At 72.6% G+C, this 23,292-nt stretch carries 19 protein-coding genes; 9 read left to right on the top strand and 10 right to left on the bottom strand.

The window, feature by feature from the left end; genetic code table 11:
- Positions 1 to 3: 3 nt before the first annotated feature.
- The gene (locus AC3X7Z_RS11120) at positions 4 to 1,443 is read left to right on the top strand and encodes an aldehyde dehydrogenase family protein (protein ID WP_206054518.1); all 1,440 of its coding nucleotides are present in this window, start codon (positions 4 to 6) and stop codon (positions 1,441 to 1,443) included.
- Entirely contained in the window at positions 1,440 to 2,300 is an 861-nt protein-coding gene (locus AC3X7Z_RS11115) for an aldehyde dehydrogenase family protein (protein WP_489975939.1), read from the top strand. The genes AC3X7Z_RS11120 and AC3X7Z_RS11115 overlap by 4 nt, the downstream gene beginning before the upstream one ends.
- 26 nt (positions 2,301 to 2,326) lie before the next feature.
- On the opposite strand, the gene AC3X7Z_RS11110 is transcribed toward AC3X7Z_RS11115, so the two are convergent.
- The gene (locus AC3X7Z_RS11110; RefSeq protein ID WP_489975938.1) at positions 2,327 to 3,304 is read right to left on the bottom strand and encodes a winged helix-turn-helix domain-containing protein; all 978 of its coding nucleotides are present in this window, start codon (positions 3,302 to 3,304) and stop codon (positions 2,327 to 2,329) included.
- Between the two features lie 94 nt (positions 3,305 to 3,398).
- Between AC3X7Z_RS11110 and AC3X7Z_RS11105 the strand changes: the two genes are divergently transcribed.
- A complete protein-coding gene (locus AC3X7Z_RS11105; RefSeq protein WP_186341360.1) occupies positions 3,399 to 3,944 on the top strand; it encodes a YybH family protein in 546 nt (181 codons plus the stop codon).
- Here AC3X7Z_RS11105 and AC3X7Z_RS11100 read toward each other — a convergent pair.
- The gene (locus AC3X7Z_RS11100) at positions 3,934 to 5,601 is read right to left on the bottom strand and encodes a substrate-binding domain-containing protein (RefSeq protein ID WP_489975937.1); all 1,668 of its coding nucleotides are present in this window, start codon (positions 5,599 to 5,601) and stop codon (positions 3,934 to 3,936) included. The genes AC3X7Z_RS11105 and AC3X7Z_RS11100 overlap by 11 nt on opposite strands.
- Positions 5,602 to 5,698: 97 nt before the next feature.
- On the opposite strand from AC3X7Z_RS11100, the gene AC3X7Z_RS11095 reads away from it, so the two are divergent.
- A complete protein-coding gene (locus tag AC3X7Z_RS11095; RefSeq protein ID WP_489975936.1) occupies positions 5,699 to 6,307 on the top strand; it encodes an ATP-binding protein in 609 nt (202 codons plus the stop codon).
- Here the strand turns inward: AC3X7Z_RS11095 and AC3X7Z_RS11090 are convergent.
- Positions 6,291 to 7,370 (bottom strand): adenosine deaminase, encoded by a 1,080-nt coding sequence (locus tag AC3X7Z_RS11090; RefSeq protein ID WP_489975935.1) that lies wholly within the window; start codon positions 7,368 to 7,370, stop codon positions 6,291 to 6,293. The two genes, AC3X7Z_RS11095 and AC3X7Z_RS11090, sit on opposite strands and share 17 nt — an antisense overlap.
- A 36-nt stretch (positions 7,371 to 7,406) precedes the next feature.
- Here AC3X7Z_RS11090 and AC3X7Z_RS11085 point away from each other — a divergent pair, with 36 nt between their 5' ends.
- Positions 7,407 to 7,859 (top strand): MaoC family dehydratase, encoded by a 453-nt coding sequence (locus AC3X7Z_RS11085; protein ID WP_186341356.1) that lies wholly within the window; start codon positions 7,407 to 7,409, stop codon positions 7,857 to 7,859.
- A 9-nt stretch (positions 7,860 to 7,868) separates the two neighbouring features.
- Here the strand turns inward: AC3X7Z_RS11085 and AC3X7Z_RS11080 are convergent, their stop codons facing one another.
- From AC3X7Z_RS11080 to AC3X7Z_RS11070, 3 genes are all read right to left on the bottom strand, one after another.
- A complete protein-coding gene (locus AC3X7Z_RS11080) occupies positions 7,869 to 9,455 on the bottom strand; it encodes a VWA domain-containing protein (RefSeq protein ID WP_489975934.1) in 1,587 nt (528 codons plus the stop codon).
- Between the two features lie 93 nt (positions 9,456 to 9,548).
- Positions 9,549 to 10,832, bottom strand: coding sequence for a thymidine phosphorylase (locus AC3X7Z_RS11075; protein WP_489975933.1), 1,284 nt, complete (start codon positions 10,830 to 10,832; stop codon positions 9,549 to 9,551).
- Entirely contained in the window at positions 10,829 to 11,242 is a 414-nt protein-coding gene (locus AC3X7Z_RS11070) for a cytidine deaminase (protein WP_186341782.1), read from the bottom strand. Before AC3X7Z_RS11070 ends, AC3X7Z_RS11075 begins: the two co-directional genes overlap by 4 nt.
- 280 nt (positions 11,243 to 11,522) lie before the next feature.
- On the opposite strand from AC3X7Z_RS11070, the gene AC3X7Z_RS11065 reads away from it, so the two are divergent.
- The 4 genes from AC3X7Z_RS11065 to AC3X7Z_RS11050 all read left to right on the top strand — a co-directional run bounded on the left by AC3X7Z_RS11065 (position 11,523) and on the right by AC3X7Z_RS11050 (position 17,011).
- Positions 11,523 to 12,641, top strand: a complete 1,119-nt coding sequence (locus AC3X7Z_RS11065; RefSeq protein ID WP_186341353.1) for a BMP family lipoprotein — start codon at positions 11,523 to 11,525, stop codon at positions 12,639 to 12,641.
- Between the two features lie 265 nt (positions 12,642 to 12,906).
- Positions 12,907 to 14,430 carry an ABC transporter ATP-binding protein gene (locus AC3X7Z_RS11060; RefSeq protein WP_186341352.1) on the top strand — a complete coding sequence of 508 codons (1,524 nt, stop codon included), beginning with the start codon at positions 12,907 to 12,909 and terminating at the stop codon, positions 14,428 to 14,430.
- Positions 14,427 to 15,713 carry an ABC transporter permease gene (locus AC3X7Z_RS11055; protein ID WP_241005338.1) on the top strand — a complete coding sequence of 429 codons (1,287 nt, stop codon included), beginning with the start codon at positions 14,427 to 14,429 and terminating at the stop codon, positions 15,711 to 15,713. The genes AC3X7Z_RS11060 and AC3X7Z_RS11055 overlap by 4 nt, the downstream gene beginning before the upstream one ends.
- Positions 15,710 to 17,011 carry an ABC transporter permease gene (locus tag AC3X7Z_RS11050; RefSeq protein WP_241005337.1) on the top strand — a complete coding sequence of 434 codons (1,302 nt, stop codon included), beginning with the start codon at positions 15,710 to 15,712 and terminating at the stop codon, positions 17,009 to 17,011. Before AC3X7Z_RS11055 ends, AC3X7Z_RS11050 begins: the two co-directional genes overlap by 4 nt.
- Before the next feature lie 60 nt (positions 17,012 to 17,071).
- Here AC3X7Z_RS11050 and AC3X7Z_RS11045 read toward each other — a convergent pair whose 3' ends face one another.
- The 4 genes from AC3X7Z_RS11045 to AC3X7Z_RS11030 are packed head-to-tail and all read right to left on the bottom strand — an operon-like array spanning position 17,072 to position 23,270.
- Positions 17,072 to 18,259, bottom strand: a complete 1,188-nt coding sequence (locus tag AC3X7Z_RS11045; RefSeq protein WP_186341351.1) for an amidohydrolase — start codon at positions 18,257 to 18,259, stop codon at positions 17,072 to 17,074.
- A 12-nt stretch (positions 18,260 to 18,271) separates the two neighbouring features.
- Positions 18,272 to 19,261, bottom strand: coding sequence for a methylmalonyl Co-A mutase-associated GTPase MeaB (meaB, locus tag AC3X7Z_RS11040; protein WP_489975932.1), 990 nt, complete (start codon positions 19,259 to 19,261; stop codon positions 18,272 to 18,274).
- Entirely contained in the window at positions 19,261 to 21,429 is a 2,169-nt protein-coding gene (gene scpA, locus AC3X7Z_RS11035; RefSeq protein WP_489975931.1) for a methylmalonyl-CoA mutase, read from the bottom strand. Before scpA ends, meaB begins: the two co-directional genes overlap by 1 nt.
- The gene (locus tag AC3X7Z_RS11030; protein ID WP_489975930.1) at positions 21,426 to 23,270 is read right to left on the bottom strand and encodes a methylmalonyl-CoA mutase family protein; all 1,845 of its coding nucleotides are present in this window, start codon (positions 23,268 to 23,270) and stop codon (positions 21,426 to 21,428) included. The genes scpA and AC3X7Z_RS11030 overlap by 4 nt, the downstream gene beginning before the upstream one ends.
- Between the last annotated feature and the right edge of the window lie 22 nt (positions 23,271 to 23,292).

Here is a 23,292-nt window from a genome sequence, read left to right as displayed (position 1 = left end):
GGGATGACCAACATTTTCGAGTACGCCCCCGCGCCCGAGTCGCGCGCCATCGTCGACATCAAGCCGTCCTACGGCCTGTTCGTCAACGGCGAGTTCGTCGACGGCAGCGGCACGTCGTTCAAGACCGTCAACCCGGCCACCGAGGAGGTCCTCGCCGAGATCGCCGAGGCCAGCGACGCCGACGTCGACGAGGCCGTCAAGGCCGCCCGCCGCGCCTACACCCGCGTCTGGTCGCGGATGTCCGGGGCCGAGCGCGCCAAGTACCTCTACCGGATCGCCCGGATCATCCAGGAGCGCGGCCGCGAGCTCGCCGTCCTGGAGTCGATCGACAACGGCAAGCCGATCAAGGAGTCGCGCGACGTCGACGTGCCGATCGTCGCCGCCCACTTCTTCTACTACGCCGGCTGGGCCGACAAGCTCGAGTACTCCGGCTACGGCTCGACGCCGCTCGGCGTCGCCGGCCAGGTCATCCCGTGGAACTTCCCGCTGCTGATGCTGGCCTGGAAGATCGCCCCGGCGCTGGCGTGCGGCAACACGGTCGTGCTCAAGCCCGCCGAGACCACGCCCCTGACCGCGCTGCTCTTCGCCGAGATCTGCCAGCAGGCCGACCTGCCGCCCGGCGTCGTCAACATCGTCACCGGCGCCGGCGACACCGGCCGCGCGATCGTGTCGCACCCCGACGTCGACAAGGTCGCCTTCACCGGATCCACCGAGGTCGGCAAGGCCATCGCCCGGGCGGTCGCCGGCACCGACAAGAAGGTGACGCTCGAGCTCGGCGGCAAGGCCGCCAACATCGTCTTCGACGACGCCCCGCTCGACCAGGCCGTCGAGGGCATCGTCAACGGCATCTTCTTCAACCAGGGCCACGTCTGCTGCGCGGGCTCGCGCCTGCTGGTGCAGGAGTCCGTCGCCGACGAGGTGATGGACCGGCTCAAGCGCCGGATGGCCACGCTGCGCGTGGGCGACCCGCTCGACAAGAACACCGACGTCGGCGCGATCAACTCCGCCGAGCAGCTCGCCAAGATCCGCGAGCTGTCCGAGGTCGGCGAGTCCGAGGGCGCCGAGCGCTGGTCCGCGCCGTGCGAGCTGCCCGCCAACGGCTACTGGTACGCCCCCACCGTCTTCACCGGCGTCACCCAGGCGCACCGGATCGCGCGTGAGGAGATCTTCGGCCCGGTGCTGTCGGTGCTGACCTTCCGCACCCCCTCCGAGGCGGTCGAGAAGGCCAACAACACGCCGTTCGGCCTCTCGGCGGGCGTGTGGACCGACAAGGGCTCGCGGATCCTGTCGATGGCCAACCAGCTGCGGGCGGGCGTCGTGTGGGCCAACACGTTCAACAAGTTCGACCCCACCTCGCCGTTCGGCGGCTACAAGGAGTCCGGCTACGGCCGCGAGGGCGGCCGCCACGGTCTCGAGGGCTACCTGAAGGGAGCGGACGCGTGAGCCGCATCGACGTACGCAAGACCTACAAGCTCTACATCGGCGGGCAGTTCCCCCGCTCGGAGTCGGGTCGCACCTTCGTCGTCGACGACGCCAAGGGCAAGCTTCTCGCCAACGCGGCCCTGGCCTCGCGCAAGGACGCCCGCGACGCCGTCGTCGCCGCCCGCAAGGCCTTCGGTGGCTGGTCGGGCCGCACGGCCTACAACCGGGCACAGGTCGTCTACCGCATCGCCGAGGTCCTCGAGGGCCGACGCGAGCAGTTCGAGGCCGAGCTCCGTGCCGCCGAGGGGATCTCGCAGTCGAAGGCGCGCGCCTACGTCGACGCCGCGATCGACCGCCTGGTCTGGTACGCCGGCTGGGCCGACAAGATCACCCAGGTCGTCGGCAACGCCAACCCGGTCGCCGGCCCCTACTTCAACCTCTCGACCCCCGAGCCCAGCGGCGTCATCGCCGTGGTCGCGCCCCGCGGCCCCCTGCTCGGCCTGGTCAGCGTCGTCGCGCCGCTGATCGTCACCGGCAACACCGTCGTGGTGATCGCCAGCCAGACCAACCCGCTGACCGCGATCACCCTCGGCGAGGTGATGGCCACCAGCGACCTGCCCGGCGGCGTGGTCAACGTGCTCACCGGCTCGCAGGCCGAGATCGCCCCGTGGCTGGCCTCGCACATGGACGTCAACGGCATCGACCTCACCGGCGTCGAGGACGCCGACCTCGCCACCGAGCTCGAGGTCGCCGCCGCCGACAACCTCAAGCGCGTACGCCGTCCCGCGCCCGACACCGACTGGCTCGCGGCTCCCGGGCTGGACCGGATGACGCAGTTCCTCGAGACGAAGACCGTCTGGCACCCGATCGGCGTCTGAGCAGCCAGCAACCCTGCTCCGGCCGCTCAACCCAGCGTGACCTCGGGGCGGCGGAGCAGGGCCTCGGCCCGGCCGCTGCGCTGGTAGTCCACGACGTTGCCGTGACGCACGCGGGTGACCAGGCCGCACTCGTGCAGGATCCCCAGGTGGTAGGAGACGGTCGCCGCGCTCAACCGGTGGCGCTCGCTGAGCGTCGCCGTGCACCGCGGGGTGGCCAGGTCGTAGAGCAGGGCGACGCGGGTGTCCCCCATGAGCCTGCCGAGCGCGCGACGCCTCACCGTCGCGATCGGGTCGCCCAGGGTACGTACCGGGTAGCGCAGCACGGCCTGGTCCGGGCGGCACAGCTGGGGGGACACGTGGGGCCGGTCCAGCAACGCCGGCGAGACCACCAGCTCGGTGCCACGCAGCACCCCGGCCTCCTCCCAGGGCGGCATCCACACCCGTAGGCACGAGCCGTCGTAGGTGACGTGCGGGTGCAGGGTCTCGAGCATCGCGGTCACGCCGGAGCGGCCCTGGACGGCCGACAGGCGGGCGATGTCGGCCTCCACCAGGTGCCCGAAGGCTCCCCAGACCTCACCCACGGCGTGGCGCCACAACGACTCGAGGCCACGCGCTGCCCGCACCGCCATGGTGCCCGACTCGACCGCTCGCACCACCGCCGCGGGAGCGGGTCCGTCCGCGAAGGTCTCGGTCAGCACCTGGTGCCGCGCCTCGTCGTCGGGCGTCGCGGCGACCTGCGCGAGCTGCGCGTCGAGCGCGTCCGCGGTCCCGGGCTTGGGAGTCAGGAAGTCGGGCAGGTAGCCGCTGGTCCCCCCTGCCACCAGCGCGACGAGGAGTTGCACGTCCACGTCGCGCGACAGCGGGCCGGCGAGTCGGGGCCGCCCGACCAGGGTGTCGCGCCGACCGGCGACGGCCAGGCGCAGCCACGCCATCGCCTCGGCCGCGGGCGACGGTGCCAGGCGGACCCGCGAGGCAGTGGCGGCGTCGAGCTCCGCGACGATCACGGCGGACCTTCGTCGAACCTCATCGAATCGCTCCCGTCGACCGGGTGCTCGGGCCTTCGATGGAGGCCCGGACCACCTCGAGAAGGAGCACCGTATGTCCATCACCACCCTGCTGTCGACGGCCCTGGCCACCGCTCTCGGCGCCGCCGTGCTGACCGGGACGGCCGCCGGCGCCGTCCCACTCGGCGTCCCGCTCGCCGTCCCACTTGCCGGGCAGGCCGCCGGTCAGGCCGGCGGCGTACCCGCCTCGGAGCGTGCCCACGGCGGCGACCGTGCCTGCGAGCGCAGGTTCGACCGCGCCGTGCGGACCTACGTCGAGGCGACCGACGAGCGCGACGCGCGCACCTTCAACGCCCTCCTGCATCCGGAGGTCACCGCGGTGCTCCCCGGCGGCGCCACGCTGGTCGGCAGGACGGAGGTCGCCGGCTTCATCGAGGGCTTCTTCGCCCGCACCGAGTGGACACAGACCCTGGAGGTCCGGCACACCGCAGTCGCGGGCTGCGACACCGCGCTGGTCCTCTTCGACTCCGTCTACACCGACGGCGACGGAGCGGTCCCTCTGGCGATCATCATCACCTGGACCTACGAGCGGGGGCAGTGGCAGGTGCTCGTCGACCAGAACACCGTCGTCAGCGGTTGAGCAGGGCCTGCGCCAGCACGCCGAGGATCTGGTTGGGGTCCTCGACGAGGTAGTTCTGCCCGCCCGTCGCCGCCGCGATCTCCTCGAGCTCGCCGGTGTCGGCGTCCGGCGAGATGCCGATGATGACCACCTTGACGGGCTTGGCCGGGTCGCGCAGCGACGTGAGCTGGTTGACCAGCGACTCGAGGGACAGCGAGCTGGAGTCGTCCCGCGCGCCGTCGGTCATGATCACCACGGAGTTGAACCACGCCGGGTCCCACTTCTCCTGGGCGTGCTTGTAGGCCGCGAGCGTGGTGTCCATGACGCCGGTGCCGCCCCGCACCCGGCTGGGCAGGAGGTCGGCCTCCGCGCGGACCACGTCGCCGTGGGTCCTGCCGCCGTCCGCCGGCGCGTCGAGGCGCTCGAGCGGGGCGTACTCGGCCCACGACGCGCCGCCCTTGCCACGGTTCTTCGAGAAGCCCCAGATCCCGATGCGCGCCTGCGAGGGGAACGCGTCGAGCGCGACCTTGGAGGCGGTCATGGCGAGCCGGATGCGCGTGGTGTCGCCGATGGCGGTCTTCATCGAGCCCGACAGGTCGACCACCGCGAGGATGCTGGAGGGCACCGACAGCACGCGCCACCCGCGCAGCACGTCGTCGGTGGTCTGCTGGGGCACCTTGCCCAGCACCCTGGCCTTGCCCAGCCCGATGTCGTTGGGGAGCGGGGCGCCGTCGGGGCCGCGCAGCTCGGCGGCCGAGATCGCCTCCACCCCGGCGCTCGAGGCGAACCAGCGGCCCAGGGCGCGGCCCACGCGGGCGGACAGGTCGCCACCGGAGCTGAGCATGTCCTTGCTGCCGCGATTGACGTCGATGAGCGGGAACTGCAGCATCGGCACGCCGGTCTTCGGGGCCACCAGGGCGAGCTGGTCGTTGCTGCGGCGCGCGGCGAGGTAGTCGTGCTCCGTGGCGGGCACCAGCTGGGTGCTGGATGCGGTGATCGTGGACAGGTCGGTCTCGTTGACGCTGCCGGCCACGGCGCGCTCACCGTAGGTCTGGGCGACGGGGACGGTCTTCCGGTCGATCGACTCCGGGGTCTCGCCGGTCCGCTTCATCTCGGCGTAGGGCGCCAGCAGGGCGAGCGCCGACGCGCCCTCCGCGCTCGGGTCGGCCATCGCCAGGCTGCCGCTGCCGAGCGCGGCGACCCAGGAGGCCGGCGCCTCGGCGGCCGGCCCGCCGATGAGGCCGACGGGCGTCTGGGCCAGCACGGCGGCGATCGGCGTGCCCGCCCAGCCGGCGCTGGTGAGCTGGCCCTTCCAGGTCGGGCTGTCGGGGATCCAGATGTCGGGGAGCTCGGCGGTGGGGTCGCTGAGGAGGGAGACGACGTCCTTCACCGTGCCGGCGGTCACCTGGATGTCGATGCACGGCTCGTCGGCGTTGACGTCCTTGACGGCCTGGTGCACCAGGTCCTCCATGACCGGCGCAGTGGTGAGCGTGATCACCTCGGAGATGCAGTCTGCCCCCTCCGGCTCATCCCCTGCTCCGCGCATCGTGAAGAATGCGACGGTCGCGACGACCAGCGCCAGCGCGAGTCCCACCAGCACGAAGCGCTTGCTGCCGCGTCCGACGGGGCCACCGGGCGTGCCGGCGTCCTCGGGCGCGGTCGAGTCGAGATGACTCATGGACGTCCTCCCCACAGAGGTGTCGAGCAGTGATCTGCGCGACACTATGTCCTGCCCTCACGCCGCGTGGCCGAACGACGAAATGAGTCCGCAACACATGAGCACAGCCCAGGTGGTCATCTTGGCGGGCCCCAGCGGCGCGGGCAAGTCCCGCCTCGCGGAGCGTCTCGGCCTGCCCGTCCTGCGCCTCGACGACTTCTACAAGGACGGCGACGACCCCTCGCTCCCCCGCATCACGACGGGCGCCAACGCCGGCCTGGTCGACTGGGACCACCCCGACTCCTGGCACGAGGCCGACGCGCTCGCCGCGCTGCGCGAGCTGTGCGCCACCGGGCGCAGCGAGGTCCCGGTCTACGACATCTCGCGCAGCGGCCGCTGCGGCACCCACACGGTCGACCTCGCCGGCAGCCCCTTCTTCGTCGCGGAGGGCATCTTCGCGCCCCACGTCGTCGCGGCGTGCCGCGACGAGGGGATCCTCGCGGCGGCCTACTGCATCACCCAGCACCCGCTCGTCACGTTCTGGCGGCGCCTGACCCGCGACCTGCGCGAGCACCGCAAGCCGCCGCTCGTCCTGGTGCGCCGCGGCCTGGCGCTGATGGGCGACCAGCAACGGGTGGTCGCCCACGCGGTGCGGCAGGGGTGCCGCCGCGCCACCGGCGACCAGGCCTACGCCGAGCTGACCGCCGCGGCTACCGAGCGTCGATGAGCGCGGCGTAGCCGGGCCTGATGACGCCCTCGATGAGCGCGAGCCGCTCGTCGAAGGGCAGGAACGCCGACTTCATCGCGTTGATGGTGAACCAGCGCAGGTCCTCCAGGGTGTAGTCGAACGCCTCCACGAGCCCGAACATCTCGCGGGTCATCGACGTGCCGCTCATCAGGCGGTTGTCGGTGTTGACCGTCACCCGGAACCGCAGGTCGGTCAGCAGCCCGATCGGGTGCTGGGCGAACGACTCCGCGGCCCCTGTCTGGATGTTGGAGCTGGGGCACATCTCGAGCGGGATCCGCTTGTCGCGCACGTAGGCGGCCAGCCGGCCGAGCTCGACCGACCCGTCCTCGTTGACGGTGATGTCGTCGATGATGCGCACCCCGTGGCCGAGGCGGTCGGCACCGCACCACTGGATCGCCTCCCAGATCGAGGGCAGCCCGAACGCCTCGCCGGCGTGGATGGTGAAGTGCGCGTTCTCGCGCTGGAGGTACTCGAAGGCGTCGAGGTGGCGGGTGGGCGGGAAGCCCGCCTCGGCCCCGGCGATGTCGAAGCCGGCCACGCCGCGGTCGCGCCAGTCGATCGCGAGCTCGGCGATCTCCATCGACCGCGCCTGGTGCCGCATGGCGGTGAGGAGCTGGCGGACGACGATCCTGCCGCCGCTGGCGGCCATGCCGGCGTCGAAGCCCTCCTGTACCGCGGCGACCACCTCGTCGAGCGTCATGCCGCCGCCGACGTGCTGCTCGGGGGCGTAGCGCACCTCGGCGTAGACGACGCCGTCGGCGGCGAGGTCCTCGACGCACTCGCGGGCCACGCGCGCGATCGCCGGGCCGTTCTGCATGACCGCGACCGTGTGGTCGAAGGTCTCGAGGTAGCGCACGAGCGAGCCGGAGTCGGCCGACTCGGTGAACCAGCGGCCCAATGACTCGGCGTCGGACGCCGGCAGCTCGTGGCCGGCCTCCGCGGCGAGCTCGACGATGGTCTGCGGGCGCAGCCCGCCGTCGAGGTGGTCGTGCAGCAGGACCTTGGGAGCGGCCTGGACCTGGTCGCGCGTGGGGGTGCTCATCGGCCCATCCAATCAGGGCCCACTATGTTCGTCCGCATGCGCACCTTCACCACGCTCGACGAGGTGGCGGCCGCCGCCCGCGCCGAGATCGGCACCAGCGAGTGGCTCACCGTCGACCAGGCCCGCATCGACGCCTTCGCCGACGCGACGCTCGACCACCAGTGGATCCACGTCGACGTCGACGCCGCGGCGCAGGGCCCCTTCGGCACGACCATCGCCCACGGGTTCCTCACCCTCAGCCTCCTGCCGCACTTCGCCTCGCAGGTCTTCCGGCTCGAGACGCCCGGCGCCCGCCTCAACTACGGCCTCGAGAAGGTCCGCTTCCCGGCCCCGGTGCCCGTGGGCAGCCGGCTGCGCTCGCACGTGCGCTTCGGCGAGGTGCGCGACCTGCCCGCCGGCCGGCAGCTCGTCGTCGAGCACACGGTCGAGATCGAGGGCCACGACAAGCCGGCCTGCGTGGCCGCGCACGTCGTGCTCCTCCTCGGCTGACCTCCGCGCTCAGCGGGACAGCACGGCCTGGGCGAACACGCCCAGCACGTCCTCGGGCTGCGCTGCCAGGTAGGCCTCCCCGCCGGTCACCCGCGCCATCCGGCGCAGCGCCGCGAGGTCGGCGTCGCCGCTGATCGCGATCCCGACCAGCCGCACCGGCCGCTGCGGGTCGCGCAGCTCGCCCAGGCGCCGCAGCAGGGCCGTCAGGGTGATCGAGCCGGGGTCCTCGTTGCGCCCGTCGGTCATCAGCACCACGGCGTTGGCGTAGTGCGGGCGATAGCTGCGCAGCGCCTCCCGGTAGGCGGCGAGCGCGGTGTCGTAGAGCCCGGTGCCGCCGTCGGTGAGGCCGGGCAGCTCCGCCGCGCGCTCGCGCAGGGCGTAGCGCTGGGTGCGGCCGAAGCGGAGGTCGTCGAGGCGGCGGATGGGCTCGAGCTCGCGCCAGTCGCGACCTGGCCCGCCCTTGTCCTCCGAGAAGACCCACAGCCCCACCCGGGCGTGGTCGGGCAGGAACCCGAGCCCGATCCGGGCGGCGTCGGCGAGCAGGTCCATCCGCGATCCCATCCCGGTGTCGAGGTCCATCGAGCCCGAGGCGTCCACCACCGCGAGCATCGCGGAGGGGACGCTCCACAGGTTCCACGACTGGACCGCGCGGGCGATCGTCGGCGCCGCGGGCGGGCGCAGGTCGCCTCGACCCGTCCCCGGGGCGCGGAGGCCCTCGTCCGCGATCAGCGCGCGTCCCGCCTCGCCCCGGAGGTGCTGGGCGAGGGCGCGGGCCAGCGCCCGCGCCCCCGGGGCCGCGTCGCCGCTGACGAGGAGCGGGAAGTCGAGGACCGGCGCGCCCACGGCCGGGGTCAGGTCGCGCAGGTCGTCACGTCCGGACACGGTGCGCAGCTGCTGCTCGGTGCTGACCACCAGGCGCGGCGAGCGTCGCGCGAACATGGCCGGCCCGACGGACTCGTCCTGGCCACGCACGGCACGCGCGCTCTGGGCCTGGGCGAACGGGACCACCAGCCGGCGGGCGTCGGCCCGACTGCGGCCGACCACGCGGGCCTCGGCCTCGGGCGCCGTCACCGCGAGGGCACCCGCCGCCGACGAGCCGGGGTCGGGCACCGTGACGAGGCCCGACGCCTCGGCGTCGCCCCAGGACGCGAAGCGACGCGCCGCCGCGCCGCCCACCAGCACCACGCGCGTACGCGCCAGGCTCCGCACGAGGAGCCGCGGCCGGGCCGAGCCGAGGTAGGCCGTGGCGGTGAGGAAGTGCGCCTCCGGGATCCAGACGTCGGGCAGTGCGCCCCCCATCGAGGCACCGCGGGCCACGTCGACGCCCGAGCGCATCGCCGGGTCGACCTGCACGCAGTCGGGGGTCACGTCGGCGAGCGCCGCGACCACCGCGCCGTACATCTCGGGCGCCACCGCGAGGTCGAGGCCACGGAACCCCTCGCACCCCGTCGAGTCGGTGCTGGAGCCGGGGCGCGAGAGCGCCAGCCAGGTCGCGCCCGCTCCGACCGCGAGCCCGGTCACCAGCACCACGACCGCCAGCACGGCGGTCGAGCGCGACGTGGCGCGGCCCCCGCCGCGCTCGTGGCTCGTCTGCATCGGGCCCCCAAGTTCCCTGGATGGGGGAAACGTAGGCGGGGCCCCCGGTCGGCCGGGCGCTACTGACCGGTCATCGTCAGTTGTGGGGACCGGTCAGCCGATCCGGTCGAGCACGATCTCGCGACTGGCCGACCCGTCGTCGTCGCCGATGTCGAAGCCCCCCTCGAGCGAGGCGAGAGCGCGATCGAAGCGCTGCGGCTCGTCGGTGAGCAGCGTCAGGAGCGGCTCGCCCTCGGTGACCCGGTCGCCCGGCCGCGCGTGCCACACCACGCCGGCGCCGGCCTGCACCGGGTCCTCCTTGCGGGCCCGACCCGCCCCGAGCCGCCAGGCGGCCATGCCGACCGCCATCGCGTCGAGGCGGGTGAGGGTGCCGCTCGCCGGAGCGGTCACCACGTGCGACTCCCTCGCCTGCGGCAGCTCGGCGTCCGGGTCGCCGCCCTGCGCGCGGATCATCGCCTTCCACACGTCCATCGCCGAGCCGTCGGCCAGCTTGTCGGCCGGGTCGACGTCGTCGCGCCCGGCGCCGGCGAGCATCTCGCGGGCAAGGGCGAGGGTGAGCTCCACGACGTCGGCGGGCCCGCCGCCTGCCAGCACGTCGACCGACTCCTGCACCTCGACCGCGTTGCCGGCGGTGCGGCCCAGCGGGGTCGCCATGTCGGTCAGCAGGGCGACCGTGTGCACGCCCGCGTCGGTGCCGAGCGCGACCATCGTCTCGGCGAGCTCGCGGGCGGTGGCGAGGTCCTTCATGAACGCCCCGCTGCCGACCTTCACGTCGAGCACCAGGGCGCCGGTGCCCTCGGCGATCTTCTTGCTCATGATCGAGCTGGCGATCAGCGGGATCGCCTCCACGGTGCCGGTGACGTCACGCAGGGCGTAGAGCCTCTTGTCGGCCGGGGCGAGGCCGTCGCCGGCCGCGCAGATGACGGCGCCGACGTCCTCGAGGATGCCGAACATCTCCTCGTTGCTCAGCGCCGCGCGCCACCCCGGGATCGACTCGAGCTTGTCGAGCGTGCCGCCGGTGTGACCCAGCCCGCGACCGGAGAGCTGCGGGACCGCGACGCCGCAGGCCGCGACCAGGGGCGCGAGCGGCAGGGTGATCTTGTCGCCGACGCCGCCCGTCGAGTGCTTGTCGGCGGTCGGGCGCGACAGCGTGGAGAAGTCCATCCGCTCCCCCGACGCGATCATCGCTCCCGTCCAGCGCGAGATCTCCCGCCGGTTCATCCCGTTGAGCAGGATCGCCATGGCGAGCGCCGACATCTGCTCGTCGGCGACGTCACCGCGGGTGTAGGCGTCGATCACCCAGTCGATCTGGCTGTCGGAGAGCTCGTGCTTGTCGCGCTTGGCGAGGATCACCTCGACGGCGTCGTGGGCGGTCATGGGGTTCCTTCCGGGGCGGCACCGGCCGCCAGGTCGTCGGGTCCGAAGGCGTCGGGGAGCACCTCGGACATGGGCCTGATGCCCGAGATGGTCCAGACCAGCAGGTCGCGACCACCGTGCTCGAACAGCAGCTGGCGGCACCGGCCGCACGGCATGATGACCTCGCCGGCGCCGTTGACGCACACGAAGTGTGTCAGCCGTCCGCCGCCGGTGGCGTGCAGGTGCGAGACCAGCCCGCACTCGGCGCACAGCCCGACGCCGTACGACGCGTTCTCCACGTTGCAGCCGACGACGACGCGGCCGTCGTCGGTGAGCGCGGCAGCCCCCACCGAGTAGTGGGAGTAGGGGGCGTAGGCCCGCTTCACCACGTCGAGGGCCGCGGCCTTGAGCTCGTCCCAGTCGACCCCCACGGGGCCGTCGCCCGAGGCGTCCCTCGTGCCGTCGTGCGTCACGTCGCCCGCCCCGCCGGCTGCCTCGTCGTGCACCGTGTCCTCCGCGTGTCTTCCACGCCGCAACTATGGCGCATGGGACGAAGGTGGTGCCTGTGGCGGGTTCCGCCGAAAGTCTTGTGGTGAGTTCTATGTCTCAAACGGGTCTCGAAGGCTGCGAACCGCGTGATTTGTCGCCGGGCGGCAGGCATCATGCTCCCCGAAAGCGACCCCGCCTGGGGGTCACGAACTTGGAGGCACTGTGAACAAGTCGAGGAAGGTCGTCTCGAGCGGCCTCGTGGCCCTGCTGGCGGCCGCGACCCTGGCAGCGTGCGGCGACGCGCCCGAGGAGGAGACCACCGGCGGCGGAAGCGGCAGCAGCGAGGCTGCGGCCAGCGACTTCACGCCGTGCATCGTCTCCGACGCGGGCGGATTCGACGACAAGTCGTTCAACCAGCTCGGCTACGAGGGTGCGAAGCAGGCCGCCGACGAGCTGGGTGTCGAGCTCATCGACGTCGAGTCCAACAGCGAGAACGACTACGGCCCCAACCTGGAGAGCCTGATCGGCGAGGGCTGCGACGTCATCGTGACCGTCGGCTTCGCCCTGGCCGCCGCGACCAAGGAGTCGGCCGCGGCCAACCCCGACGTCGAGTACGTCCTGATCGACGACTCCGCCGACGGCGGCGACGACGGTGCCACCTTCGACGGCAAGGCCGACGAGAAGAACATCAAGCCGCTGCTCTACAACACCGCCGAGGCCGCCTTCCTGGCCGGCTACGCGGCTGCCGACTACACCAAGACCGGCAAGGTCGGCACCTTCGGCGGCATGCCCTTCCCGACCGTCACCATCTTCATGGACGGCTTCAAGCAGGGCGCGGAGTACTACGCCAAGGAGAAGGGCAAGGACGTCGAGGTCGTCGGCTGGGACGGCAAGAACGGCTCCTTCACCGGTGGTTTCGAGGCCAACGAGGCCGCGACCAGCACGGCCAAGCAGATCCTCGACCAGGACGTCGACGTGATCCTTCCCGTCGGCGGCCCGATCTACCAGGGCGCGATCACCGCGATCGAGGACTCCGGCAAGGACGTCGCGATGGTCGGTGTCGACGCCGACCTCTACGAGACCGACCCGAACACCCAGGACTACGTCATGACCTCGATCCTCAAGGACATGAAGGTCTCGACCTACGAGGCCGTCATGGCCGCGGGCCAGGACGAGTTCGACTTCGAGCCCTACATCGGCACCCTCGAGAACGGCGGCGTCAGCATCGCCGGGTTCCACAACTTCGAGGACAAGGTCAGCGACGAGCTCGCCGCTGAGCTCGACGAGGTCAAGGCCGGCATCGTCGACGGCTCCATCAAGGTCAAGTCCTACCTGGGCTGAGCACCACCACGCTCCACCACGCGCCATCACGGGGGAGGCCGACGGGTTCGTCGGCCTCCCCCGTGCCGTGCCGGCCACCTGCCAGACGGCGGCCGTGACCTTTGGCACATCTCGTGGCAGTGCCGCGACAGCGCCGGCCGTTACCCTGCCCGCGCGCTTCCACGCCTGCCGTACGAGAGCGCCTGCCCGGGCCCGCCCGCCCTGGCCCCCAGTACCAGACCCTGGTCCAGCCCCCCGGACCTCTGCGACCCTAGGATGCGATGCCATGAGACTCGTCCTGCGAGGCATCACCAAACGCTTCGGCAGCGTGGTGGCCAACGACTCGATCTCCCTGACGGTGGAGCCGGGGCAGATCCACTGCCTCCTCGGCGAGAACGGTGCCGGCAAGTCCACGCTGATGAACGTGCTCTACGGCCTCTACAAGGCCGACGAGGGCGAGATCGAGCTCGACGGCGAGGTCCAGCACTTCACCGGCCCCGGCGACGCGATGGCGGCCGGCATCGGCATGGTCCACCAGCACTTCATGCTCATCCCGGTCTTCACCGTGGCCGAGAACGTGATGCTCGGCAACGAGTCCACGGGCTTCGCCGGCACGCTCGACCTCGACGCCGCCCGCGCGCGGGTCACCGAGATCTCGGAGCGCTTCGGCTTCCACGTCGACCCCGACGCGGTCGTCGAGGACCTGCCGGTCGGCGTGCAGCAGCGCGTCGAGATCATCAAGGCCCTCTCCCGCGACGCCGAGCTGCTCGTCTTCGACGAGCCGACCGCGGTGCTCACGCCCCAGGAGACCGACGAGCTGATGCAGATCATGCGCCAGCTCCAGGAGGCCGGCAAGGCCATCGTCTTCATCACCCACAAGCTCCGTGAGGTCCGCGAGGTCGCCGACCGGATCACCGTCATCCGCCACGGCAAGGTCGTCGGGGAGGCCGAGCCCAGCGCCACCAACGCCGAGCTCGCCTCGATGATGGTCGGGCGCCCGGTGGAGCTCGTCGTCCAGAAGGACGCCGCCACGCTCGGTGACGACGCGCTCGTCGTGCGCGACCTCGTCGTGCGCGACCTCGCCGGGCGCACGCAGCTCGACGGCCTGAGCTTCACGATCCGCGCCGGGGAGATCCTCGTCGTCGCCGGCGTGCAGGGCAACGGCCAGACCGAGCTCACCGAGGCCCTGCTCGGCCTCCAGGACGACGTCCACGGCTCGATCACCCTCGACGGCGTGGAGCTCGTCGGCCGGTCGACCCGCAAGATCCTCGACGCGGGCGTCGGGTTCATCCCCGAGGACCGCCAGGTCGACGGCCTGGTGCCCGGCTTCACCATCGCCGAGAACCTCATGCTCAACCGCAGCTTCAAGTCGCCGTTCGTCAAGAACGGCTCGCTGCGCCTCGGCGCCCTGCGCGCCTTCGCGGAGGAGAAGCTCCAGCAGTACGACGTCCGCGCCCGCGACATCGACTCGCTGGCCTCCAACCTCTCGGGCGGCAACCAGCAGAAGGTCGTCGTGGCCCGCGAGCTCTCCCGCGACCTGCGGCTGCTCGTCGCGGCCCAGCCCACCCGCGGTGTCGACGTCGGCTCGATCGAGTTCATCCACAAGCAGATCGTCGCGACGCGCGACCGCGGCATCCCGGTCCTGGTGGTCTCCACCGAGCTGGACGAGGTGGTCGCCCTCGCCGACCGCATCATGGTGCTCTACCGCGGCCGGATCGTCGGCGTCGTGCCGGCCGACACGCCCCGCGAGACCCTCGGACTGATGATGACCGGCGAACGCCCCAAGGACCTGAAGGACGTGGTGGCGTGAGCGACTCCCGCACCCCCCAGCCCGAGAAGCCCGACGCACCCGAGACGGGCGCCGGCACGGACACCGGCACGATCACCGACACCGCCGACGCTCCCGACGCCGGGTCGAACGACACGCGCGGCCAGCGGTCCCGCTCCGTGCTGCGCGAGATCGCCTCGGGCGACCCGCTCGCCGGCGTGCTCGCCGTGTTCCTGGCGGTCTTCGTCGGGTCGGTGATGATCGCGGCGACCGACGAGTCGGTCCGCGAGGCCGCCGGCTACCTCACGGCCCGGCCCTCCGACTTCGTCACCGCCGTGTGGGAGGCCATCTCCGGCGCCTACACCGCGATGTTCCGCGGCGCGATCTTCAACTACAACGTCGACGACCCGGCGCTGCAGTGGCGCCCGCTCACCGAGACGCTCAAGTTCGCCGGACCGCTCATCCTCGGCGGCCTCGGCGTCGGGCTCGCCTTCCGTGCCGCCCTGTTCAACATCGGCGGCCGCGGCCAGATGCTCATCGCCGGCGGTGCCGCGGGCTGGATCGGCTTCCAGCTCGACCTCCCGCTCATCGTGCACCTGCCGCTCGCGATCCTGGTGGGCATGGCGTTCGGCGCCCTCTGGGGCGGCATCGCGGGCCTGCTCAAGGCCCGCACCGGCGCCCACGAGGTGATCGTCACGATCATGCTCAACTACGTCGCCTACTACCTGCTCTTCTACGCCCTCACCCGGGAGTGGCTGCTGAAGACCCCCGGGTCGGTCAACCCGAAGTCGCCGCCCATGAAGGACTCCGCGACGCTGCCCACGGTGCTGGGCGACCAGTTCAACCTGCGCCTGGGCTTCGTGCTCGCCCTCGTCGCGGTCGGCGTGGTGTGGTGGCTGCTCAACCGCTCCACCCTCGGCTACCGCATCCGCGCCGTCGGTGAGAACCCCCACGCGGCCCGCGCGGCGGGCATCAACGTCGGCAAGACCTACACCGTCGTGATGATGATCGCCGGCTCGCTGCTCGGCCTCGCGGGCGTCAACCAGGTCCTCGGCACCGTGTCCAGCGGCGTCTCGCTCGACCTCGACGCCTCCATCGGCTTCGACGCCATCACCGTGGCCCTGCTCGGGCGCTCGCGCCCGCTGGGGATCCTGGCGGCCGGCCTGCTGTTCGGTGCCTTCAAGGCCGGCGGCTTCACCATGCAGACCTCCGAGAACATCTCGGTCGACCTCGTGCTGGTGGTGCAGTCACTCATCGTCCTGTTCCTCGCCGCGCCTCCCCTGGTGCGCGCGATCTTCCGGCTCCCCGCCCAGGAGGCCAAGTGAGCACCGTGACCCCGGAGACCCCCGAAATCGGCGGTCTCGCCCCCGATCCCGCGGTGGTCCACGTGCGCCGCTACGGCCCGCGCAAGCTGCCGATCGTGCTCGGCGTGCTGACGCTGCTGCTCGCCGGCATCCTCCTGCGCTCGGGCCGCTCCGGCGACACGACGTTCCAGCTCGCCGCCGAGAGCGACATCGTCACGCTTCCCGACATCGTGGTGCCGTCGGGCCCCACCGCGTGGGTGATGGTGGTCCTCTGCCTGGCGCTCACCGCCGAGTCCGTGCGGCGCATGGTCGGGCACCTGCCGCAGCAGATCTGGATCCCGATCGGCTTCGCCGTCGCGTGGATGGTGGGCTTCCTCAGCTGGGCGGCGGCCGACGACCGCATCCGGGTGGTCAGCCTGCTCGGCGGTGCGGTGGCGCTCGCGATCCCCCTGGTCTTCGGCGCGCTCGGCGGCGTCCTGGGCGAGCGCGCGGGCGTCGTCAACATCGCCATCGAGGGACAGCTGCTGCTCGGTGCCTTCGCCGCGGCGATCACCGCCTCGACGACCGGCTCGCCGTGGGCCGGCCTCGTGGCCGCCGCGGTCGCCGGCGCCCTGGTGGCGCTCATCCTCGGACTGTTCGCGATCACCTACTTCGTCGACCAGGTCATCGTCGGCGTGGTGCTCAACGTGCTCGTGGTGGGCCTGACCAACTTCCTGTTCCGCCAGGTGCTCGCCCCCAATGCCGAGACGCTCAACTCCCCCGACCGGCTGCGCGCCGTGCCGATCCCCCTGCTCGGCGACATCCCGCTGATCGGCCCGATCCTGTTCCGCCAGACCCCGCTCGTCTACGTGCTCTACGCCGTGGTGGCGATCGTGGCCTTCGCGCTCTACCGGACCCGCTGGGGCCTGCGGGTGCGCGCCGTCGGCGAGCATCCCAAGGCAGCCGACACCGTGGGCATCAAGGTCAACCGCACCCGCTACCGCACGATCCTGCTCGCGGGCGCGATCGCCGGTCTCGGCGGGGCCTACTTCAGCCTCGTCTCGGTGGCCGGGTTCAACCGGGAGATGACCGGCGGCGCCGGCTACATCGCGCTCGCGGCGGTGATCTTCGGCAAGTGGGACCCGATCCGGGCCACGCTCGCCGCGCTGCTCTTCGGCTTCGCGACCAACCTGCAGGGCGTGCTCTCGGCCATCGGCTCGCCCGTGCCCAGCCAGTTCATGCTGATGCTCCCCTACCTCGTCACCATCTTCGCGGTGGCGGGCCTCGTCGGACGCTCCCGCGCGCCCGCGGCCGACGGGGAGCCCTACCGGCAGCAGTAGGGACGCATGCACCACGAAGGGCCCGGCGCACCGCGCCGGGCCCTTCGTGCACTGCGGGGGTCAGGAGGCCAGGGCCGTGACCGCCGTCTCGGCGAGCACGCGGGCCGCGATCGTGGTGGCCCGCTCGTCGATGCGCAGGTTGCCCTGGTGCAGGTCGTAGGTCGGCCCGCCGGGCGTGCGCGTGCCGAGCCGCGCCATCGCGCCCGGGACGGAGTCGAGGTACCAACCGAAGTCCTCGCCCCCGAGGCTCTGGGCGGTCGAGACGCGGCCCGGTGCGCCGAGCACGCTCTCCACGGCGGCGCCGAGCAGCCGGGTCGACGCCTCGTGGTTGACGACCGGCGGGACCCCGCGCTGGTAGGTGACCTCGGCGGTGACGCTGTAGGGCGCCACGATCGCGCCGATGAGCTGGCGGATGAGGTGCTCGGCGTCGGCCCAGGCGACCGCGTCGAGCATCCGCACGGTGCCTGCCACGACACCGCCGTGCGGGATCACGTTGTGGGCCGACCCCGCGCGCACCATGCCCCAGACCACGCTCACGCCGGCCCGGGGGTCGAGTCGGCGGCTCAGGATCGCCGGCAGCTCGGTGATGACCTTGCCGAGCGCGAAGGTGAGGTCCTCGGTCAGGTGCGGCCGCGAGGTGTGGCCGCCCTTGCCGATGAGCCGGACGGTGAGTGCGTCGGCGGCACCGGTGAGCGGGCCCTCGCGCAGGCCGACCTGGCCCACGTCGAGGCTCGGGTCGCAGTGCAGGCCGAACACGTGGGAGACGCCCTCGAGCGCCCCCGCCGAGATGAGGTGGAGCGCACCACCGGGCATGACCTCCTCGGCGGGCTGGAACAGCAGCCGCACGCGGCCCGGCAGCAGCCCGCGGGCCGCGACCTCGGCCAGCGCGAGGCCGGCGCCCACGAGGCCCGCGGTGTGGACGTCGTGCCCGCAGGCGTGCGCGACCCCCGGGTTGGTGCTCTTCCACGGGTCGGAGATGAGGTCGTCGACCGGCAGCGCGTCGAGGTCGGCGCGCAGCGCGACGAGCCTGCCGCCGTGGCCGATGTCGGCGAGCACGCCCCCGCCCTCGGGCCGGGTCACCGTCCAGCCCGCACCCTCGAGGACGGTGACGACCGCCTCGGAGGTGCGCTCCTCCACCCAGCTCAGCTCGGGGTGGGCGTGGAGGTCGCGACGGAGGGCGACGAGGTCGTCGGCGTGCTTGTCGACGACCTCGGCGATGACGGGGGTGGCAGCGAGTGCAGGAGGCATGACCTGCCCAGTCTAGGTCGCGTCGGCGTCGTAGGCCGCGATGATCCGATCGGCGGCGAGCGGCGCGGGCAGCTCACCCGTCATCACGGCGCGTCGTACGTCGTCGCGCACGGCCGCGACCCCCGGTGAGGACCGCAGCCGGTGGTCGAGCTCGTCGCGCACCAGCGCCCAGGTGAACTCGAGCTGCTGCCCGGCGCGCTTGTGGGCCAGTCCGTCGGCGCCGAGGTGCTCGCGGTGGGCCCCGACGCGCTGCCAGACGTCGTCGACCCCGGCCCCGGTCAGCGCCGAGCAGGTGACGACGGGCGGCGCCCACTCGGCATGCCCGCGCACCAGCCGGAGGGCTCCGGAGAGCTCGCGCGCCGCGACCCGCGAGTCGGCCTCGTGGTCGCCGTCGGCCTTGTTGACCGCGACGACGTCGGCGATCTCGAGGATGCCCTTCTTGATGCCCTGCAGCTGGTCACCGGTGCGCGCGAGGGTCAGGAACAGGAAGGTGTCGACCATCCCGGCCACCGTCACCTCCGACTGCCCCACGCCGACCGTCTCGACGAGCACGACGTCGTACGCCGCGGCCTCGAGCACGAGCATCGCCTGCGTGGTGGCCCGGGCGACCCCGCCCAGGGTGCCGGCGGACGGGGAGGGCCGGATGAACGCCATGGGGTCGACCGCGAGCGTCGACATCCGCGTCTTGTCGCCGAGCACCGAGCCGCCCGTGCGCACCGACGACGGGTCGACGGCCAGCACCCCGACGCGGTGCCCGGCCGCGGTCAGGCGGGTGCCCAGCGCCTCGATGAAGGTGGACTTGCCGACGCCCGGGACGCCGGAGATGCCCACCCGCGTCGCCGCCGGCCGGTCGGTCGCGGCGAGCGCGGTGAGCAGCTCCCGTGCCGCCGCGCGGTGGTCGACCCGGGACGACTCCACCAGCGTGATCGCGCGGGCGACGGCGGCCCTCCGGCCGGCCCGTACGTCCGCGACGAGGCCGTCGACGTCGATCGGGCGGGGCATCAGCCGGCGTGCTGTTCCCGCAGGCGCGCGATCAGGTCGAGGGCCGACTCCGCGATCACGGTGCCCGGCAGGAAGACCGCCGCGGCGCCCATCTCCCGCAGCGTCGCCACGTCGTCGGGCGGGATGACGCCGCCGATGACGATCATGATGTCGGGGCGGCCCTGGTCGGCCAGCGCCTGCTTCAGCGCGGGCAGCAGCGTGAGGTGGCCGGCAGCCAGCGACGAGACCCCGACGATGTGCACGTCGGCGTCCACGGCCTGCTGGGCGACCTCCTCGGGCGTGGAGAACAGCGGCCCGACGTCGACGTCGAAGCCGAGGTCGGCGAAGGCGGTGACCACGACCTTCTGGCCGCGGTCGTGGCCGTCCTGGCCCATCTTGGCGACGAGGATGCGGGGCCGGCGGCCCTCCTCGGCCTCGAACTCCTCGGTGGCCTGCAGGACCTCTGCCACGGCCGAGCCCTCGGCGGCGCCTGCCTCGTCGCGGTACACGCCGCTGATCGTACGGATCACCGCCTGGTGGCGGCCGTAGACCTTCTCCAGCGCGTCGGAGATCTCCCCCACCGTCGCCTTGGCGCGGGCCGCGTCGACGGCCAGCGCGAGCAGGTTGCCCTCGAGGGAGCCGCCGCCCACCGGCCCGCGCTCCGCGCTGCTGGTCAGCGCCTCCAGGGCGCGGCGCACGGCGTCGTCGTCGCGCTCGGCACGCAGCCGCTCGAGCTTGGCGACCTGCTGGCGGTAGACGTCGTCGTTGTCCACCCGCAGCACGTCGAGCTTGTCCTCGGCGGCGAGCCGGTAGGTGTTGACGCCGATCACCTTCTGCGCGCCCGAGTCGATGCGCGCCTGGGTGCGCGCGGCCGCCTCCTCGATGCGCATCTTGGGGATGCCCTGCTCGATCGCGGCCGCCATGCCGCCGGCGCGCTCGGCCTCCTGGATGTGGGCCCAGGCGCGCTCGGCGAGGTCGTGGGTGAGCTTCTCGACGTAGTAGGAGCCGGCCCACGGGTCGATGACCTGGGTGGTGCCGCTCTCCTGCTGCAGCAGCAGCTGGGTGTTGCGGGCGATGCGCGCGGAGAAGTCGGTCGGCAGCGCGATCGCCTCGTCGAGGGCGTTGGTGTGCAGTGACTGGGTGTGGCCCTGCGTCGCCGCCATCGCCTCGATGCACGTGCGCCCGACGTTGTTGAAGACGTCCTGGGCGGTGAGCGACCAGCCGGAGGTCTGGCTGTGGGTGCGCAGCGAGCGCGACTTGGGGTTCTGCGGGTTGAAGTCGTCGACCAGCCGCGCCCACAGCGCGCGGGCCGCGCGCAGCTTGGCGACCTCCATGAAGAAGTTCATCCCGATCGCCCAGAAGAACGACAGCCGCGGGGCGAAGTCGTCTATGCCCATTCCTGTGCCGAGACCGGCGCGGATGTACTCCACGCCGTCGGCCAGCGTGTAGGCCAGCTCCAGGTCGGCGGTCGCGCCGGCCTCCTGGATGTGGTAGCCGGAGATGGAGATCGAGTTGAAGCGCGGCATCCTCTGCGAGGTGAAGGCGAAGATGTCGCTGATGATCCGCATGCTCGGCGACGGCGGGTAGATGTAGGTGTTGCGGACCATGAACTCCTTGAGGATGTCGTTCTGGATGGTCCCCGCGAGCTGCTCCGGCTTCACCCCCTGCTCCTCCGCGGCGGCGATGTAGAGCGCCAGCACCGGCAGCACGGCGCCGTTCATCGTCATCGACACCGACATCTCGTCGAGCGGGATGCCGTCGAAGAGGGTGCGGGTGTCGTAGATCGAGTCGATCGCCACGCCCGCCATGCCGACGTCGCCGCGCACCCGCGGGTGGTCGGAGTCGTAGCCGCGGTGGGTGGCGAGGTCGAAGGCGACGCTCAGGCCCTTCTGCCCGGCCGCGAGGTTGCGCCGGTAGAAGGCGTTGGACTCCTCGGCGGTGCTGAAGCCGGCGTACTGCCGGATCGTCCACGGCTGGGTCGTGTACATCGTCGGGTAGGGCCCGCGCAGGAACGGCGCCAGGCCGGGCCAGGTGTCGAGGCCGTCGAGGCCCTCGAGGTGCTCGGGACCGTAGACCGGGAGGACGTCGATGCCCTCGGGGCTCGCCCACGGCTCGCCCCCGGGCGGCTGCCCTCCGGTCGCGGCGGCACCCGCCAGCGACACGTCGGCGAAGTTCTTCGGAATGCTCATCGGGCGAGCTCCTCTCGGATGCGGGCCAGGAAGCCGAGCGCATCGACCCCCATGGCGCACGAGTCGTCGACGTCGGTCACGGTCCGCTCCCCCGGCGTGCCGGCGAGCACGACGTACGACGCCCCTGCCGCCCGCAGCGCGGCCACCAGGTCGGCGCCCCACTCGGCGTAGGCGGGGTCGGTGCCGGCAAGGCAGACCACGCGCTGGCCGGAGTAGGCCGCGGTGACCGCGTCGACGCCGTCGGTCGGGCCGGGCGCCTCGACGGCGACGCCACCGGCGGCGAGGAGGTTGGTGGCGAAGGTCGCCCGGGCGGTGTGTGCCGCGACCGGGCCCATCGTGGCGAGGAAGACGGGGGTCGCGGCGGGCTCGGCCCTCATGTCCTCGAAGGCCCAGCCGTAGTGGTGCACGTAGCGGTGGGGCAGGTGCTCACGCTGGGGCAGCACCTCGTCGAGGTGGGGGAACTCCGAGACGCCGGTCAGGGGGCGCGACCGGTCGGCGACCTGGGCGTCGCGCTCGGCGCGCACGGCCCGCACCCGCTCCTTGACGCCGGCGCGGGCCTCGTCGGCGAGCGCCCCGCCGGCAGACTCGATCCGGCCGAGCTCGGCCCACCCGGCGGCCGCGAGGTCGTCGGTGAGCCGCTCGACGGCGTAGGACCCGCCGGCCGGGTCGGTGACCGCGGCGACGTGGGACTCCTCGATCAGGAGCGAGGAGGTGTTGCGGGCGATGCGGCGACCGAACGCGTCGGGCGCGCCGAGCGGCTCGTCGAACGGCACGACGGTGAGGGCGTCGGCGCCGCCGACGCCCGCCGCGAAGGCCGCGACGGTGCCGCGCAGCATGTTGACCCACGGGTCGCGCCCGCTGGTCATGGGGCGGCTGGTGACCGCGTGCAGCGCCATCTCGCCGGCGCCACCGGAGGCCTCGAGCACCCGGGCCCACAGCCGGCGCGCGGCGCGCATCTTGGCGATCGTGGGGAACTGCTCGTCGGTGGCGGCCAGCCGGAACTCGATGAGCCGCGCCGCGTGCTCGACGGAGAGGCCCTCGTCGGCGAGCAACCGGAGGTAGGCCACGCCGGTCGCGACCATCCAGCCCAGCTCCTGGGCGTCGCTCGCGCCCTGGTCGTGCAGCGCGGTGCCGTCGATGACGAGGCCGCGCACGCCCAGCTGGATGGCCCGGCGCGCCAGCGGGGCGAACAGGTCCCGGGCCTCGACGCGGTCGTCGCGGACGCGGTGGTGGAGCATCTCGAGGGTCTGCAGGTCGAAGGAGAGGTTGGTGGCCGGGTGCAGCGCGCGCTCCACCCCCTCGAGGAAGTCGGCGAAGGCCTCGACCTGCTCGGTCGTCGGGCGGTCGAGCACGACCGGCGCCAGGTCGAGCAGCACGCCCTCCAGCACGGTGGCCCAGTCGTGGTCGCGCTCGGTGTCGAGGTGCAGCAGCAGCGACGTGCCGCCGTTCTCCAGGTCCTGCAGCACCGCCTCGTTGGCGGCCTTGTCGTCGACCACCTCCACCTGCGTACGCACGTCCCACGCACCGGCGCGGGTCGGGCGGCCCGAGGTGGTCAGGGCGTCGAGGTCGGCCGGCTGCCCGATCGGTGGGACCGCGATGCCGTCGAGCGTGGTGCGGGTGAGGGCCGTCCAGATGTCGGAGTCGGGCGCGTCCTCGCCGAGCCGGCGCGCCCTGCGCAGGACGGCGGCACTCGCCGCCTCCCATGCCGCGGCGTCGTAGCGGTCGTCGTCGCCCACCAGGCGGAGCGAGCCCTCTGCGGGCTGCAGCTCCTCGGGCTCGTCGAGGCCACCTGCGAGATCACCTGCGAGATCACCTGGGCGGTCGCCAGGAAGGTCGGTCATGCTGCGCAGGATAGGCCCGCCC

It is taken from the genome of Nocardioides sp. Z24_21, from assembly GCF_058134345.1.
Note: the sequence above shows the minus strand (reverse complement) of the source record. Positions and strands in the feature narration are given on the sequence as shown.

What these genes read in the sequence shown, in the direction of transcription:
- AC3X7Z_RS11095 (WP_489975936.1), top strand. Translation starts at nt 5,699, where the DNA reads ATGAGCACAGCCCAGGTGGTCATCTTGGCGGGCCCCAGCGGCGCGGGC.
- AC3X7Z_RS11030 (WP_489975930.1), bottom strand. Translation starts at nt 23,270, where the DNA reads ATGACCGACCTTCCTGGCGACCGCCCAGGTGATCTCGCAGGTGATCTC.
- AC3X7Z_RS11080 (WP_489975934.1), bottom strand. Translation starts at nt 9,455, where the DNA reads ATGCAGACGAGCCACGAGCGCGGCGGGGGCCGCGCCACGTCGCGCTCG.
- scpA (WP_489975931.1), bottom strand. Translation starts at nt 21,429, where the DNA reads ATGAGCATTCCGAAGAACTTCGCCGACGTGTCGCTGGCGGGTGCCGCC.
- AC3X7Z_RS11045 (WP_186341351.1), bottom strand. Translation starts at nt 18,259, where the DNA reads ATGCCTCCTGCACTCGCTGCCACCCCCGTCATCGCCGAGGTCGTCGAC.
- AC3X7Z_RS11105 (WP_186341360.1), top strand. Translation starts at nt 3,399, where the DNA reads ATGTCCATCACCACCCTGCTGTCGACGGCCCTGGCCACCGCTCTCGGC.
- AC3X7Z_RS11085 (WP_186341356.1), top strand. Translation starts at nt 7,407, where the DNA reads ATGCGCACCTTCACCACGCTCGACGAGGTGGCGGCCGCCGCCCGCGCC.
- AC3X7Z_RS11075 (WP_489975933.1), bottom strand. Translation starts at nt 10,832, where the DNA reads ATGACCGCCCACGACGCCGTCGAGGTGATCCTCGCCAAGCGCGACAAG.
- AC3X7Z_RS11120 (WP_206054518.1), top strand. Translation starts at nt 4, where the DNA reads ATGACCAACATTTTCGAGTACGCCCCCGCGCCCGAGTCGCGCGCCATC.
- meaB (WP_489975932.1), bottom strand. Translation starts at nt 19,261, where the DNA reads ATGCCCCGCCCGATCGACGTCGACGGCCTCGTCGCGGACGTACGGGCC.
- AC3X7Z_RS11060 (WP_186341352.1), top strand. Translation starts at nt 12,907, where the DNA reads ATGAGACTCGTCCTGCGAGGCATCACCAAACGCTTCGGCAGCGTGGTG.
- AC3X7Z_RS11100 (WP_489975937.1), bottom strand. Translation starts at nt 5,601, where the DNA reads ATGAGTCATCTCGACTCGACCGCGCCCGAGGACGCCGGCACGCCCGGT.
- AC3X7Z_RS11090 (WP_489975935.1), bottom strand. Translation starts at nt 7,370, where the DNA reads ATGAGCACCCCCACGCGCGACCAGGTCCAGGCCGCTCCCAAGGTCCTG.